Here is a 14,074-nt window from a genome sequence, read left to right on the forward strand (position 1 = left end):
AGCCTGCATCCTGGGGTTATCAACCCTGTATTTCCTTATTTCCTAAAATATTCGGCTAGCTTTTCCGGATCCTTCACCTTATTCCCCAACCATTTCCAGGAGGCTTCACGAGCCGTTTCAATGAATTCCTCTGCATTAGATAATGTCACGACCTGAACTCCAGCATTTTTGAGAACTTCTTTTTCTTTTTCAATGAATTCTTTGGTCGCACCTTCTGTCTCGTAATACGTATCAATGGCTGCTTTTTTCAATATATCTTGAAGATCCTTTGGCAATCGGTTGAATTTATCCAAGTTCATCAAGACAAGTCCATCTAATGTATTAAAAGCAGGTGCTATTTCGTATTTGATTTGGCTTTCCAGACCGCTGCTTGTGATGCCAAGCTCGGCAAAGGCTAAGCCATTAATTAATCCTTTTTCTAAGGAGGTATAGATCTCCCCTGCTTCCATCGCTATGGCCTCCGCTCCGAATGCCTCAAGAGTCGGGACATAAGTCGCTGTACCTCGAATTCTTTTGCCTGATAAATCTTGTGCTGATTTGACTTCATCCTTTAAATACAACTTATACTTAAAGGGGAGAGTTCGTCCTAAGATTAAGGCATTGATATCCTTATGCAATTCATTTAAGTAATCAAAGCTCCCCCGTTTTAACTCTTCCTCATAAGTCAGTTCGGTAAAGTTGGCGACTAGAACCTCAGGGACAAGTTCAGCATAATAGGAACCATAGATCCAGGAAATATCAATTGCGCCTGATCGAACAGCCTCTCCCTGCTTAAAACCTGGAATGGCTTCAGGCCCGCCAATATAATTGATCTTTAATCTGCCATCACTATAGGATTCTACTTTTTCTTTAAATATCGGAATCCCTTGCATTTGAATATGGCCTCCATCAATGGAAGAGGCAAGATTTAAAGTGAACACCTCATCTTTATTGCTGCTATCAGATACGGATGTGCCCGTTTGTTGATTGCATGCAGCAAGAGCGATCAACAGCACAATAGAAAGGATGACCCGACTCATTACTTTCTTTGTTTTCATTTTTTCAATCCCCTTTATATTGTTAATCAGCTTTTAAGACGAGTGCAGAATTCAACGCCTCATTTACAACCCCTTTCTAACGTGATCTTTTAAATTCGCAAGCGCTGTCATTCTCAACATCGATGTCGTCTTCTCACACCAATATTAAAGCAATTTCTATGCCAATAATTATTCACGAGATTTCCCTAGTCCGTTCAGATATTAAACACTTCAATGTTTAATATCTGAACGGACACCCAAACGTTGTTTAAATTTTGATCATCGGAGATATTTCCATAATGTAGTTCTACTAACACCTAATTTGAGTGCTAATTCGGTTTTTGTATAATCCATCTTTTCCATCATCTGTCTTACTAAATTGCGCTGCATTTCTTCCATTGTCCCGATAGACACTTTCAGTATATGGGGATCATCATAATTTAAATTTGACTGGTCCACTCTGGTTTTTACATTCAGGGATTGGGTTTGGTCGCTTTTCAAGTAACTAGAGTGTTTTAAATAAGTCCTTCCGAATTCATCTTCTAATATTTCTCTTAATATTTCGGAAAATGGATCCGAATGATCTGCCATGATTAAGCATCGCTCGATCATATTCTCCAGCTGCCTCAGGTTCCCAGGCCAATCAAACGAGCATAGCTGATTTATAACGGAAGTATCTAGCGGAATATTATATTTTCCATACTTCATCGAATATTTTCTGACCATATAAGAAACCAGGAGTGGTATATCCTCTTTTCTCTCCCTTAAGGGGGGGATGGCTAAAACTAAAACTTCCAATCGATAGTACAGGTCTGCTCTAAACTTCTCTTTCTTAATTAAATCATGAATATCATCATTGACGGCAGCAATGACCCTCACATCGATAGGAATATTGCGCTGTCCTCCAATCCGACGGATCTCTCTTTCCTGAATGACCCGAAGCAGCTTATCCTGAAGATCCATAGAAACCTTTCCAATCTCATCAAGGAAAATGGTCCCCCCATGAGCCACCTCAAACAATCCTGGTTTCCCCTGTTTTTGTCCTCCTGTGAACATTCCTGGTTCATATCCAAATAGTTCACTTTCAAGCAGCGTATCCGTTAACGCAGCACAGTTAACGGCGACAAATGGTCCATTTTTTCTCATCGGATGTGCGTTATGAAGGCTTTGTGCCATCAGTTCTTTTCCAGTCCCGCTTTCACCGATAATTAGAGCATTGCAGTCAACATGAGAATATTTTTTTGCTTTTTCAATTAATCTTTCCATGGATGCACTGCTGTGCAGGATATCATCAAACGTATATTTGGCCACTAATCCCTTGGAATATAATTCACGCCGGATTCGCTGTTCGGACTCTTGAATCTGAGTCACATCCCGAAACGTAACAATGATTCCTTTTTTCTCTCCCGTAACCATGTAAGAAGCTCGGTTGACCAAAAACTTGCTGCCGGATATTTCATGTATTTCTTCCATATTGTTCGCGGGGCCACTGAACAGCTTTGCCAGTGTGGGTAAGATATCCTTATCCGTCAAGGACATATTTAAGATTTGAGAAGCCTGAATGCCAAATAACTGAGCAGCCTTGGGATTGAACACTACGATCTGATTCCGTTCATTCACGGCTATGATTCCCTCATGAGAAAGATCAATAACGGTTCTAATAAATTCAGATGTCTCTTTTTCCTTCGCTCTGGTGTATAGAATATCAGAGACTCTTATTAAAGCCTGTTCAATCGTCGTTATGCCAGGAATTAAAGAAATATGCTTCATTCCTCGTTCCGCACACATCTTTTGGCCACGTATGCCTCCGCCGATCATAAGCTCTATTCCGTCATATTTTGCACGATCCACTTGATAGTCAAAGTCAAGCGTATCCTCATAAAAATAATACCTCACACTCATTTCTAAGATTTCGTTGAGGTGGTCCAATTTAAATCTCATTTCCTCTTCTTTGGACCACAGCAATCCAATCTTTTTTTTCCCCGTCATCTTCGCTTCATTCAGAACCCGTATGACGTCGAATTCCGTTGCCTCTGCCTTAATCAGCTTCACGCTGGGAAATTCTTTTTCTAAAAGTTTTGCCGTAGCCCCTCTGCTAATCAGGATGGTATGAACATCTTTCTGAATAAAGGGTCTGACGAGATCTACAGCCTCATTTAATGCGGACTCAAGGATCGTCATTTCCAGATTGATTTGTTTAGATACTTCTGAAGCCATGACCGTAATTTCATTATAAGGTGATGTGAAAATAACCGTTGACAAGTTGATTCCTCCTTATCAATCTTTTCATCATTTTCTATGGGTTAGTGATTTTTTAACCTAGGTGCATGAGGGAGCAATACAATTGGATCTTTGGTTCGTTCGCAAAATGTGCAAAGTTGAACAAACTTCTCTAGCACATACAGACATTTACTTACACTATCAGAAAAATAATTTCGACCGGAAAAAAGGATACTTCCTTTTCTGATTCCGTAGTTGCATAAGTTACATCAATTCTCGATGTGCACGAATTTAAAAGACACCCCTTGGGTTACTGCGACAATCCATAAGGGCGGTCATCGAATGATACCAAATGAAATTCGTTTTCAAGAATAGAATGAACTAGTTTATTCCAAACCAATCTACATTGGTTAAAACCTTGGATAAATAAGAGTGTCTTCCGTTTAGGTTCCCTGTTTCTTCCACGCAAATATGGGTTCACCCGCCACCTTCAACAAAATATCGCTTTACTAATTAACAATTATTCATTGTATCTTCTTCATCTTTTTTGTTTTTGGTAAATTATATACATTTTGAATTATACAACTTAATTTATTAAGTGTAAACATAAGTGAATCTATCAGTGAAATACTATTTGTTCGATCAAGAGTGGAGAAACTGTGGTCAAGATTGGGGAGTTTCTTATATCCTAGGACTAAGCAGAAGGGATGGACTCAAGAGATTATTTCGCCAGCCATGCGTTCGCCTTCTGGGCGATATCGCTGATTTGGTTCGCTACGCCCTGCCAGTCAATATCCTTGATCTTTTTTAATAGATCCACAAGAGATGTCAGTTGTTCGTCTAAAGAGACTCTTTTTTAATTTCATGGTCTGCCCCTAAATGCTCTAGGCGCTTTAACTCCTCCTCGATGTTCGTGACACGGAAAGCCAAATGATTAACGAGCCCTTCAGAACTCTCGATGGATGGACCGCAGACGAGGTCCACTTCAACCTCCGGAGACTCCTCGAAATAAAGAAAGCATTGGTAAGTTAAGTGGAAGGATCTCCATCCCGCCAATAGGGGTTCACTTTCCACAAGCGGTAAATATGCGTAACAATTACTTTCCCCACGGCATAGATCAGGATAGCGAGGATCATTCCCACAATACCTGCGAATGGTCCTGCAGTGTTCGCCAACGGCAAAGCGCTCCGCACTTTACCTTGTAAAAGGGGTCAGACCTACCTGAGGGGGTATCCCCCGAAGCAAGTAAGGGTTGAAAGTAAGATGGAAGCCTTGACCTCCTCGATTGCCGAGATGACGCAAGCGATTCATGGATGGCAGAAGGTGACTTAGCTGGTGGAGACCCTAACTGAATAAACAAATATAACCCTACCCAACACAATATGATGGATAGGGTTTTTAGCTTTTAAGAATAAATTCAGACAAATACTAAAATGTATCTTCTTCCCCTACTTTTTTGCGTTTAAAATGAATGTACAAAAATAGGAGGTTATCCATTATGCTTTGATAGAACAGGTCCAGTCAGCATTTCCATTCTAACTTCTAGTAAAACTTTTCGATTACGGGCCTCGCCCTCGCCCCATTAGCATCTTCCCTGCGCTCCGCTAAACAATCTCTCATTTTAGCTCATCATATTTTCTCACATTCCCAATCCAACGAAAGATTCTCCCTAACTACAATCTTCGTTATTTATTTTGAATACGTGTAATTATACGTGTTAATATGTATAATATAAGAAGGAGCGGACAAATGAAGGCATATTCTTCAGTGAACTAATGAAGCTAGTTCGGGTAAAAGGTGATCACTACCAGTTCAAACACCCAACGAAGCCTGGACTAGTTACCATCCCTCATCCCCAAAAGGACTTTCCCCTTAGAACACAGAGAAGTATCTTAAAACAACCTGGAATTCAGGGATAGATTTTTTTCAAGAATGTCAATTTATAGTAACACTGGAGGGTTGTTTATATGAAGGATCGATACATTTTTCCCGCATTATTGGCGTATGCCGAGGATGGAATCTCTGTAGAGTTTCCGGATCTGCCAGGATGCCTGACCTACGGAGACTCGGAAGAAGAAGTACTAAGAAAGGCTAAGGAAGCAATGGCTCTTCACCTATACGGTATGGAGCAAGAAGGCGAGTCGATTCCAGAACCTTCAAAATTCAAACTCATTGCAACAGAAAATAATCAGGCCGTATTACTCGTAGAAGTATGGATGCCTCCATTTCGTCACGAAATGGAAAACAAAGCCGTAAAGAAAACATTGACCATTCCAAAGTGGCTTGATGATTTAGCCCAAGAAAACAACGTAAATTTTTCCCATATACTACAGGATGCTTTGAAGAAGTATCTTGGAGTGAAGGATTAATCTTCTTAGGGCAAAGAATTTGCCTATACAAGGTTGGTTACTGATTCCAAGATGCATATCTTCGGTAGTCCCATATTCCCAGGTAAGCGGAAGCGATTTCCGAATTCCTGCATTATTTAACGGAAAGAGGGACAGTCCTCTTTTATAAGTTTATACAATAAGTGGAAATACTCTAGCAAGATAAGTATGTGAAGACGCTATCCACTAAAGCCTACCTTCTATTATTTTTGCATGCCCTGTTCGTCAACAGCAAAGTGCTCCACACGTTACTTTATGATGAGGGATTGTTCCTCATTCTGCTGCTACATCCATGATGGATGCGATGTCAAACAACTGACCAATAGTAACAACAGCATCCATTTGAGTTTTCACGGAAGCAGATGAAGCAGGTACATCAAGCTATAGTGTCTTGCCATCAGGCTTGTTGAAATACAGAAAATCACGGATTCGTTCTGTTCACGAACTTCCTTTCGTTAGAGGTCAACTGAGGTTAAGTCTGGGGAAGCGTATTTTCTTTGAGTTTTTGGCAGTGGCGACATAACGGAGAAATAAAAAATGCTCCCAAAAGTAAGGGAAGTTGCTAGACGCAATGATTTCGAATGATATCAACAAGAGTATCGAATGCATATTGTTTGTTTACCATGTGAACAGTGAAATCTTCTGCCTTTGGCTGAGTCATGACGAGCTTTTTGCCATTCATCTGGAGAAACACGACTAGGGCAGTAAAAGCAGTTCGTTTTTAGCGTTCTGAAAAGGATGATTCTGGCCGAGGGATTCAAACAAGGCTGCAGCCTTACTGAATAGATCTGCATAAGCATCCTCTCCGAAAACGGACTGCTGGGGTCGCATCACTGCAGAGTTTAATTCATTTCGACTTTTGACGCCAATCATTTCTCCAGGACTATATAATTCAATGAGACGACGATTTATCTTTTCGATTTCACTTTCCGTAAGATATCTCATCTCTTAACCAAATTCTTAATCGTTTCTTCATAGTTATCTAGCACATAATCGAAGGCCTGATCTAAGGCAGGATCCTCAAATAGTCTGTCATTCGAGTTATGGTTTTTCTTTTCATCCATCATACTGGGTGTTGAAAGACGGTCCTCAGCGACAAAGTCAACTCCAGGGCTGGCCACCATTCGACGGAGCATGTTGTACGCTAACAGTATATCGTGTTCAGAGAGTCTGTCTACAAGATAGTGGAGCTGTTCTTTGCCAATCTGGATTGGCTTTTCTTTACGTACAACCTTTTTTGTCATTTCTACTAACACACCTCCATTTCATATAAACAATCATACTAATTTATACTTTACTCTCAAGGAATGAACTGAATGATCTAACGTAGATTGAGGGAAAACACTTGATGACAGTGTGAGTAGTACGGTTCATGCCGGCTTCTGGGATACCCCCCAGGTAGGGGTCTGACCTCAATGTCATCAAGCTATACTACCAATAAATTTGGTTGTGACAGTCAACGGCAAACTACTCCACACTTTACCGTTAGCGGATCAAATAAATGAAAAGAGTATTCATAAATAACGATTACCCTTTAACAGCTTCACGTGGAGTGAGGGACAGTTCCTTGTCGCAAAGTAAAGCGCGAAGCGCTTTACGATTACGAACAGAAAGCTCCTCGTTTCATTCGTTTTGTTTAATTGCGGCTGTCTTCCTCCCATTGAAATGGCGGGCTTGTATCGTGGTCTAGGACCTGCCCTCCATCAGCTTCACCCGGAAGAGGATGACTCGGTCATACTCAAGGAATTCTGAAGGAAGCTCACCCGTTTCGTCATACTGAGTGACGAGCTGTTCTCGAAAGATGATACCCTGTTTGTTGTCCTCTAAAACGGCCATGACCGTGAGCGGTTGATTAAGCTTTATTGGTTTAGACATACTGAGCTGATGGGTGACACTCCCTCCACGAGAGCCCTTGAAAATGACGTCTTTTTCGGTGGCGCCGATACTCCCTCCATCGATTACGGATGCCCTCATGCGAAGCCAATGCTCTTTTTCATCTTCTTGTTCTTTCCAATCATAAGCAAACAGCAACTGACTTTTTTTTCTAATTTCCATCCCCATATCCAGTTCTTGCTCTTGTTTGACCCCTTTTTCAAACCTTTCTACAAATGCATACATCGTCGTTACCAGCTCGGTATTTTTGTCGACATCTAATACCTTTACCTGATCAAGCATTAAGCCCGTTATAATGCGCTTCGTTTCATCAGACAGGGAGGCTGGCGCGATGGTTGCCACGTGCTCTGGATTGGGTTGTTGCTGACAACCCAGCGTAAACATGAGAAGGAATCCCGTGATAATGGGTCTCAGAAAGTTCTTCATTACCATTCTCCTATCGTAATTAATGATACCTCTTGTATAGACGTTCCAGGAATGGAAGAAGTTTCACCCACGACTTTTCAGCGCCGCTGTAATCCCACTTTGTGCTCGTCACCACGAAACAACTGTGGGATGAATCTCCGTATGGAGCCATTCTCTGAGTTAAACGTTTATTTGGCTTCGAAACGGTAAGGAGGCTGCGCGCCGCGTTTCGTTACCGCTAGAGATACTACCCTCTGAGCATAATCAATAGCCTTTTCAAACCCGGAGCCTTCCGCCCATGCTACCCCTATCCCGGCATTAAACGCATCGCCGGCTGCGGTGGTATCCACTCTTTGACTGGATGCGCAGGTGGATGCCGGACCTGCCCTGCTTCATAATAGCTGACTCCTTTCCGTTGTCTCGCAGCGTTCAGCCCGTTCCCTAGCTAGGATACCCGGGTTGGATTGTATAAGAGATATGATTCTTAGAAGGCGGATGAGTTTTTCTGACAAGGGAGGTACTCTTTCCTATTACCAAATAACGGAAAAATTCTAGAGGGAGGGTGGGGGATCCTTTTTTGTGTGGAAAAGAAAAAAAAAACTGCAGGTGGCAGGTCGTGGGAGAATAGAGCCTATACACAAGCCCTTTCGACTACTTTCGGCTGGGGTCAGACATTCTACCTGAGCGGGTATACCCCGAAGCGGGCACTGCTCCAAGTCAGGCAGGGCCATGCTATACTTAGCGGTTTCGTCGTCCCTTCTTTGAAGCGTCTCTCCTAATACAGAAAGGAAGTAGTTCACCCTCATTGGCTGAAGAGATCCTGGAACTTTTACTTCGATGATCTACCTCTTATTTTCTTTGGTTGCGTCAATGTCAATGCCTCTTGCCCGCTCCCACGCTACCTTGGTTACCGACCCTTGACTGGCCAAATCGTTGACAGTGCACTCATATTGTTTTCTTGATTTATATGAACCTTTGGAGGTTCTTTTTTCGGTCATTCTAATGTTCTAGCTTAAAATTACCAATCAAGCCGTATGGTCTCTTTTTTCGAGATAAGAACCCATTGGCAGCTAATGACCTGCATACTGATTAACCTCTAGTTGTGGGGCAGGTGAACCTAGTAGTTCGTTGTTACTTCTCGATCTGTAAGAACGTTCATTTCTTTTAACAATTCAAGTATTCTTTCTCTTAATGTGGACAAGGATCCCAACCTCCTACGAACACGAACAATTGATAAGGTCGTAATTCGAATACCTAGATTCATAATGTTCCACGGCACCTTCTAAACTTTGAAAAGATAACCATCCACCGTCTCTTTTGATCTCACCATCCCCTTTATAGGTGGTTTCTTTTTTTCCCTTTACAAATCGGCACTGAGAAAGGTGAAGTGTGCATCTTTTTGTTGGCTTATCTACGTTCATCCAAAGCATCAAAACCCTCCTCTAAATGGTGTAGTTATATTTTACCATTTTATACGAGTTAGCAGAGCATAGACTTACTCCTTTCTCCTCGTCTAGGATAGATCTCTCAATTAAAGAGAACCTCTTACTACTAAAACCAGTTCTTAATGGATACCAGTTCTTATCCAGAAACAGAACCTTTCCCCTGCGGAGAGGTTTTTTGTTTTTATGCTATAGCACCCCTCCCCTCTCCCCATTAAGGGGAATCACCTCAACCAAAACCAGTCTCCAGTCAAAACCGGTTTCGATTGACCACTCCTCTAATGGAGGTTATCGTAAAGTACTTTCTTGCTTTACTCAACAGAGGGACAGTCCCAGTGGCCTTGCATGAATGTTACCAACTGGAACAAGTTCAAAAAATTTACATTTGCACTTTGTACTATATTGAAAAAAGGAGAGTAAGGTATCAAAATGACCTTGTTCCCTTTTTTTTACTTTTATGAGGTTTTTAGTAATTCCCTATTTTGTTCTCATTCCTTCTCTTTGTTTTGTAAGTTAATTCTTTTACCAAAGCGACAGTTCCGAACCATGGTTTTTCCTTTTCTAATGGTATAGGGACCTTTTGTCTTCCCTTTGATTTTTTCTTCTTTCTGTTAAGTTCGGTTAATAGCTTCTTACCAGGAAGAAACAAATACGTTTGCAATATCCTAAAGAATACCCAAGGTGTTTCTGTCGACTTGGTGATCAATTTTAGGATAGTTGAGAGTCAGAAGGCGATAAGAGCTAGAAACATTTGATTCCAGATCCCTTGTGGCTTTGTACTCCAAATCTTGGTTAGCTTTAGATGTTGTTTCACCCATTTGAAGAATAATTCGATCATCCACCGATTTCGATAAATCTCCATGATTTGTACGTCTGTAAGATCAAATCTTGTCGTTAGGATTCTAAAGGTTTGATCTTTTTCGTCCTTAAATTCAACATACCTTACGGGTGTTTTAGATAAACCATACCTTACTTTGGCATCTTGTATAACAGATGGATGAGTAGTTGGATGGTTCTCTAATGTAATTAACCGAAGGTTTTTGGAGATTCGAACGACAAAGGAGATGTTCTTCCGCTGCCATTCCATGAGATTGTCTTTTGAAGGATACCCTCGATCCATGACATACGTGGCGTCCGCTTCTTCGACGAGGAAACTTGAACTCTCATAGTCACTCACCGTTCCTGTGGAAGGAATGATCTTATCCGGGTAGGCTACGTCTGGTGAAACCACAACTAATCTTGTGTGTATTTTTACTGCATGATGGTCTTTTGAAATGTATGCCCAGTCGCAGAGTTGTTTTGGTAATCTAATTTCAGTAGAGTCCACAATATTCAGGCGACCAATTCCACCTGGAAGTCCTTTCTTATCTTCTGTTAGCTGGTTTATGATGGCGACCACTCGAACAAAGAGCTTCTGAATCCACTCGGTGGGTAGTTCATTGATGCGCCGACATAATTGAGAGCCACTGATTTTTTCCATCCCAATCTCTTTACAAAGTTTAGGATAGGCTCTTAATTTTTCTTCCATATGTGCATAAGAACTCCACTGATCTAATTGGGCAGCTACAAAAACTTTCAATAAAGACTTGGTCGTAAGCTTATACTTTCCATAATCTATTAAAGGGCAGTCAAAATCTTCTGTTGGGAGAAGGGATAAGCATTGACAAATGAGCATTTCTCGACCTATACTTTTACTATTCAATGGGAAAACTCCTTTGTAGAAGACTTGTTTGTTTAAGGGAACAAAACAAGGTCAACAACTTCTACAATAGGAGTTTTTTTCTTGTGTGTAAATACTAGATTTTGAAAATATGGGATTTATTTAAAGTCGTGCAAGGCCACTGGGTCAGTCCCCTACCTGAGGGGGTATCCCCGAAGTGAGCATAAGCACCAAACATACTTCTCTCATATTCCCCGGTCCGGCCCTCCTGATAGACAATGGCATCACGGTAACGATGCATCGTGTTGATGTCATCTTCCTCCGGGCCCGGTGAATGATACCTTTCGTAATAGGGTGTCCCTTGGTAGGCCGGATTTAGCCTATACTTGGCATCGAAAACATATTTATATACCACATCTGAATCTTGTTTTTTCAGTGTGAAAACATTGTCTGGCCTCTGAGGAAGCGTAGGAAAGTGTTCGCCAACGGCAAAGCGCTCCGCGCTTTACCTTGTAAAAGGGGCCAGTCCCCTACCTGAGGGGGTATCCCCGAAGTGAGCACTGATTTGGCACAAGGTTATAACAATTATTCACTTAAAGTCCAATAGAAGAAATTAGCTATCCTTAATGGATAGCTAATTCTTTGATAGGAACAATTTTTGCTATTTGGTAACGATTATTCGATAAGCTGGGCTGAACATCGCAGTTCTTTTGTTCAGCTATTCCCCAAGAATTCTAGGTACTCAATATTGTAGTAATCTAACATTACCTTCCAATTTGCTTTCTTGTACCCACGGGCAACAGGATCATAGTTCTCATCAACATAAATTAGCCTAAATTTACGATTATCCTCTATTTGCTCACCGTTATAATCGAATACTAGCTTTGTTTCAATTTCACTTATAGCAGGTGCGTTATCTGTTACGTTTACCAACTCGTAACTAACTAATTTTTTATCTTTAAATATTTCGCGCAACCTACCTGCTAACTTACCTACTGTTAAATCCTTATCATAATTCGTAGTCATATTGGCAAGATTGCCATAATTGCCAGCTCCTATATAACTAAGATATTGCATAACGGATTTTTCAGGAGTATCGTCACCGTATTCAGTTAAACTACCGTTGGCAGGTATATCTTTCCCTACTGTTATTTTACGGGGTTTCCAGTCTTCCATAAACTCCCTTTGCCGTCTACTTTCTTCCCATAACTCCAACGATTTTGCTAACTGTTCGGTTGTTTCTTCTATTGTAGGCGGTTTATATTCTTTCGTAATACCTTTTTTCCCCTCTTTTATACTTCTAGCCCAATCCGCTAAAGATAACAACGTAGCTAATGCTTTTGCGGAAACTTGAATGTTGCCGTAGCCTAAATCTCTCCCGTGTAATATACCGTTTCTATAAGGTAAAGTAATTTCTTCATTTGTAGTTTTTTTTCGGCTCTTACCGAATATTTTTGCTACTGTACCTATCCCACTTTCGTGAGCTGCGATTGTATCCCAAACGTTAAGGTCTACCTTTTCTGCAAAGAAACCATAACTTTCAAATTCGTTAACAAAGCCATCTATAAGCATTAAAAATAGCGGTACACTTGCGTAGTATCTACCACTAAAATGATCGTCTAATGCGTTTATGAGTAAATCTCTGCGTGGTTTAAATTCTTCGATATTCTTTAGGCGAGCTGCAAGGAAGTTAACATTTTCCCTCTCCGTAAAAAAGCCAATCAATTCCCGTTCAGCATCATCTGGTTTTCCTTCTTCAGCAAGTTTTACGCACTTTTTCATTAACTCATGGTTAAGTGTTTCAAACGCTATCCAGCCTTTTTTAGTGAAGAAATGATTAAACCTATCAACTGTATGAGTAAGTTCCTTAAACTTTTTACTTAAAGTCGGTACATCCTTAAATAACTCTTGGTTAACGGAAGTACCTAAACCAAATTGTTCAGCAATCGCAAACAATTCTTGTAAACCTTGCATTCCTCTAATGTTTGTTTCCATCTCTTTAATACTATAGTTATCTTTAATTCTTGGTTTATTATTATTCTTTTTTTTATGTTTCTTTTTGGCCAATACACTTCCCCCTCAGATATTCCTTGTATATCTTACAAATTATAACAATTTATTTATTTCCCTTCAATTTTTTAGACAAATAAAAAGACTGCCAGTAGGTTATTTTTTTGTCTAAAATCAACTTTAAGTAAAGCTCTATTTAATCCATCACTTCAATAAAAGCAAAAAGAGAAGCAGTATCTCTAGCTCCTCCATGTCTATCTATATAGGCCCGATCTTTGGAAATGTTAAACTGTTGATTATTTTATAATGCCAATATAAATATTCCTTAATATATCCTAAAATGTAAGAATGTTTTATAAAAATATGATTTATTTTCCCAGAATAATAATCATCCCAAAAACGAGAAGTATATTTGTGATCTGAATGTTGTAAAATTCCATTATATAAATAGTCAAATTCACTATTTTCAAGTAAGAATCTAATGGATTTATTTCGTTCATCCAAATATCTTACGAACTCTTGGGTAATGTCTCCTTCCTTTTCGTGCAATACAGTAACTTTCAGTCCAATTGAAGCATCATTATTAATTAATTTCTCCCTGCATAACTTATGAATCCTTGTATAATATATTGAATCTCTTTGGTTAGCAATAATTGATCTATACTCATTTATTACATGTCTTACAGACTCCATATTTCCAATATAATACTTCCCATTATGTTCAAGTATTTCTACCCGTTCTAGAATGGGTAAATATTCATATTTAAGTACAAAACAGACTGATTGCGCCATTTCAAAATCATCTAAAATATCCTTATCTGCTTTCTGTTCAAAACGAAAAGAAATATTCCCTGTTAATTTTGTTTTTTGAAAAACTGCAGCCTTTTGTATTATGTTATCCACATCTAATTCGGTCTCAATTATCCTTTTTTCTACATCTTGAGGTAATACTATGCTTTCCCCTGAATCCATTAAGTTAGCTCCTTCTTCACAAATTCCATTTCATTATAAGGGCTATTCCAGTAATATTTTATATATAAT

Annotated in this window: 11 protein-coding genes and 3 pseudogenes; 2 read left to right on the plus strand and 12 right to left on the minus strand. The window is 40.0% G+C overall.

What is annotated here, in order from left to right; all coding sequences use genetic code 11:
- Window positions 1-35: 35 nt before the first annotated feature.
- The 3 genes from dctP to EIZ58_RS33670 form a co-directional block, all read right to left on the minus strand.
- On the minus strand, window positions 36-1,037 hold the full coding sequence (gene dctP / locus EIZ58_RS21320) for a TRAP transporter substrate-binding protein DctP (RefSeq protein WP_134702970.1): 1,002 nt from the start codon (window positions 1,035-1,037) through the stop codon (window positions 36-38).
- Window positions 1,038-1,295: 258 nt separating this feature from the next.
- A complete protein-coding gene (locus EIZ58_RS21325; RefSeq protein WP_134702971.1) occupies window positions 1,296-3,278 on the minus strand; it encodes a sigma 54-interacting transcriptional regulator in 1,983 nt (660 codons plus the stop codon).
- Window positions 3,279-4,076: 798 nt separating this feature from the next.
- Window positions 4,077-4,310 carry a VOC family protein gene (locus EIZ58_RS33670; RefSeq protein WP_167577863.1) on the minus strand — a complete coding sequence of 78 codons (234 nt, stop codon included), beginning with the start codon at window positions 4,308-4,310 and terminating at the stop codon, window positions 4,077-4,079.
- A gap of 701 nt (window positions 4,311-5,011) precedes the next feature.
- On the opposite strand from EIZ58_RS33670, the gene EIZ58_RS21340 reads away from it, so the two are divergent.
- Together EIZ58_RS21340 and EIZ58_RS21345 are read left to right on the plus strand one after the other, a co-directional pair.
- On the plus strand, window positions 5,012-5,155 hold the full coding sequence (locus EIZ58_RS21340) for a type II toxin-antitoxin system HicA family toxin (protein ID WP_134702973.1): 144 nt from the start codon (window positions 5,012-5,014) through the stop codon (window positions 5,153-5,155).
- A 48-nt stretch (window positions 5,156-5,203) separates the two neighbouring features.
- On the plus strand, window positions 5,204-5,605 hold the full coding sequence (locus EIZ58_RS21345) for a type II toxin-antitoxin system HicB family antitoxin (RefSeq protein WP_134702974.1): 402 nt from the start codon (window positions 5,204-5,206) through the stop codon (window positions 5,603-5,605).
- Between the two features lie 714 nt (window positions 5,606-6,319).
- On the opposite strand, the gene EIZ58_RS21350 is transcribed toward EIZ58_RS21345, so the two are convergent.
- The 9 genes and pseudogenes from EIZ58_RS21350 to EIZ58_RS21390 form a co-directional block, all read right to left on the minus strand.
- Window positions 6,320-6,568 (minus strand): type II toxin-antitoxin system death-on-curing family toxin, encoded by a 249-nt coding sequence (locus tag EIZ58_RS21350; protein WP_370297773.1) that lies wholly within the window; start codon window positions 6,566-6,568, stop codon window positions 6,320-6,322.
- Window positions 6,565-6,867, minus strand: coding sequence for a hypothetical protein (locus EIZ58_RS21355; RefSeq protein ID WP_134702975.1), 303 nt, complete (start codon window positions 6,865-6,867; stop codon window positions 6,565-6,567). The genes EIZ58_RS21350 and EIZ58_RS21355 overlap by 4 nt, the downstream gene beginning before the upstream one ends.
- A 442-nt stretch (window positions 6,868-7,309) precedes the next feature.
- Window positions 7,310-7,942, minus strand: coding sequence for a hypothetical protein (locus EIZ58_RS21360; RefSeq protein ID WP_134702976.1), 633 nt, complete (start codon window positions 7,940-7,942; stop codon window positions 7,310-7,312).
- Between the two features lie 167 nt (window positions 7,943-8,109).
- A pseudogene (locus EIZ58_RS21365) lies at window positions 8,110-8,286 on the minus strand (PfkB family carbohydrate kinase); the annotation flags it as partial.
- A gap of 39 nt (window positions 8,287-8,325) precedes the next feature.
- Window positions 8,326-8,433 (minus strand): annotated as a pseudogene (locus EIZ58_RS34540) (helix-turn-helix transcriptional regulator); the annotation flags it as partial.
- Between the two features lie 1,654 nt (window positions 8,434-10,087).
- The gene (locus EIZ58_RS21375; protein WP_240689295.1) at window positions 10,088-11,065 is read right to left on the minus strand and encodes an IS4 family transposase; all 978 of its coding nucleotides are present in this window, start codon (window positions 11,063-11,065) and stop codon (window positions 10,088-10,090) included.
- A 94-nt stretch (window positions 11,066-11,159) separates the two neighbouring features.
- Window positions 11,160-11,489: pseudogene (locus EIZ58_RS21380) on the minus strand (nuclease domain-containing protein); the annotation flags it as partial.
- Between the two features lie 248 nt (window positions 11,490-11,737).
- On the minus strand, window positions 11,738-13,090 hold the full coding sequence (locus EIZ58_RS21385) for a hypothetical protein (RefSeq protein WP_134702978.1): 1,353 nt from the start codon (window positions 13,088-13,090) through the stop codon (window positions 11,738-11,740).
- A gap of 201 nt (window positions 13,091-13,291) precedes the next feature.
- A complete protein-coding gene (locus EIZ58_RS21390) occupies window positions 13,292-14,005 on the minus strand; it encodes a hypothetical protein (protein WP_134702979.1) in 714 nt (237 codons plus the stop codon).
- Window positions 14,006-14,074 lie beyond the last annotated feature (69 nt).

Origin of the sequence: Ammoniphilus sp. YIM 78166 (genome assembly GCF_004522215.1) — a bacterium.
Classification (GTDB): Bacteria; Bacillota; Bacilli; order Aneurinibacillales; family RAOX-1; genus YIM-78166.

Bases quoted from the DNA above. Each gene is read 5' to 3' on its own strand.
- EIZ58_RS21345 (WP_134702974.1), top strand. From the start codon at position 5,204: ATGAAGGATCGATACATTTTTCCCGCATTATTGGCGTATGCCGAGGAT.
- EIZ58_RS21350 (WP_370297773.1), bottom strand. From the start codon at position 6,568: ATGAGATATCTTACGGAAAGTGAAATCGAAAAGATAAATCGTCGTCTC.
- EIZ58_RS21360 (WP_134702976.1), bottom strand. From the start codon at position 7,942: ATGAAGAACTTTCTGAGACCCATTATCACGGGATTCCTTCTCATGTTT.
- EIZ58_RS21390 (WP_134702979.1), bottom strand. From the start codon at position 14,005: ATGGATTCAGGGGAAAGCATAGTATTACCTCAAGATGTAGAAAAAAGG.
- EIZ58_RS21340 (WP_134702973.1), top strand. From the start codon at position 5,012: ATGAAGCTAGTTCGGGTAAAAGGTGATCACTACCAGTTCAAACACCCA.
- EIZ58_RS21355 (WP_134702975.1), bottom strand. From the start codon at position 6,867: ATGACAAAAAAGGTTGTACGTAAAGAAAAGCCAATCCAGATTGGCAAA.
- dctP (WP_134702970.1), bottom strand. From the start codon at position 1,037: ATGAAAACAAAGAAAGTAATGAGTCGGGTCATCCTTTCTATTGTGCTG.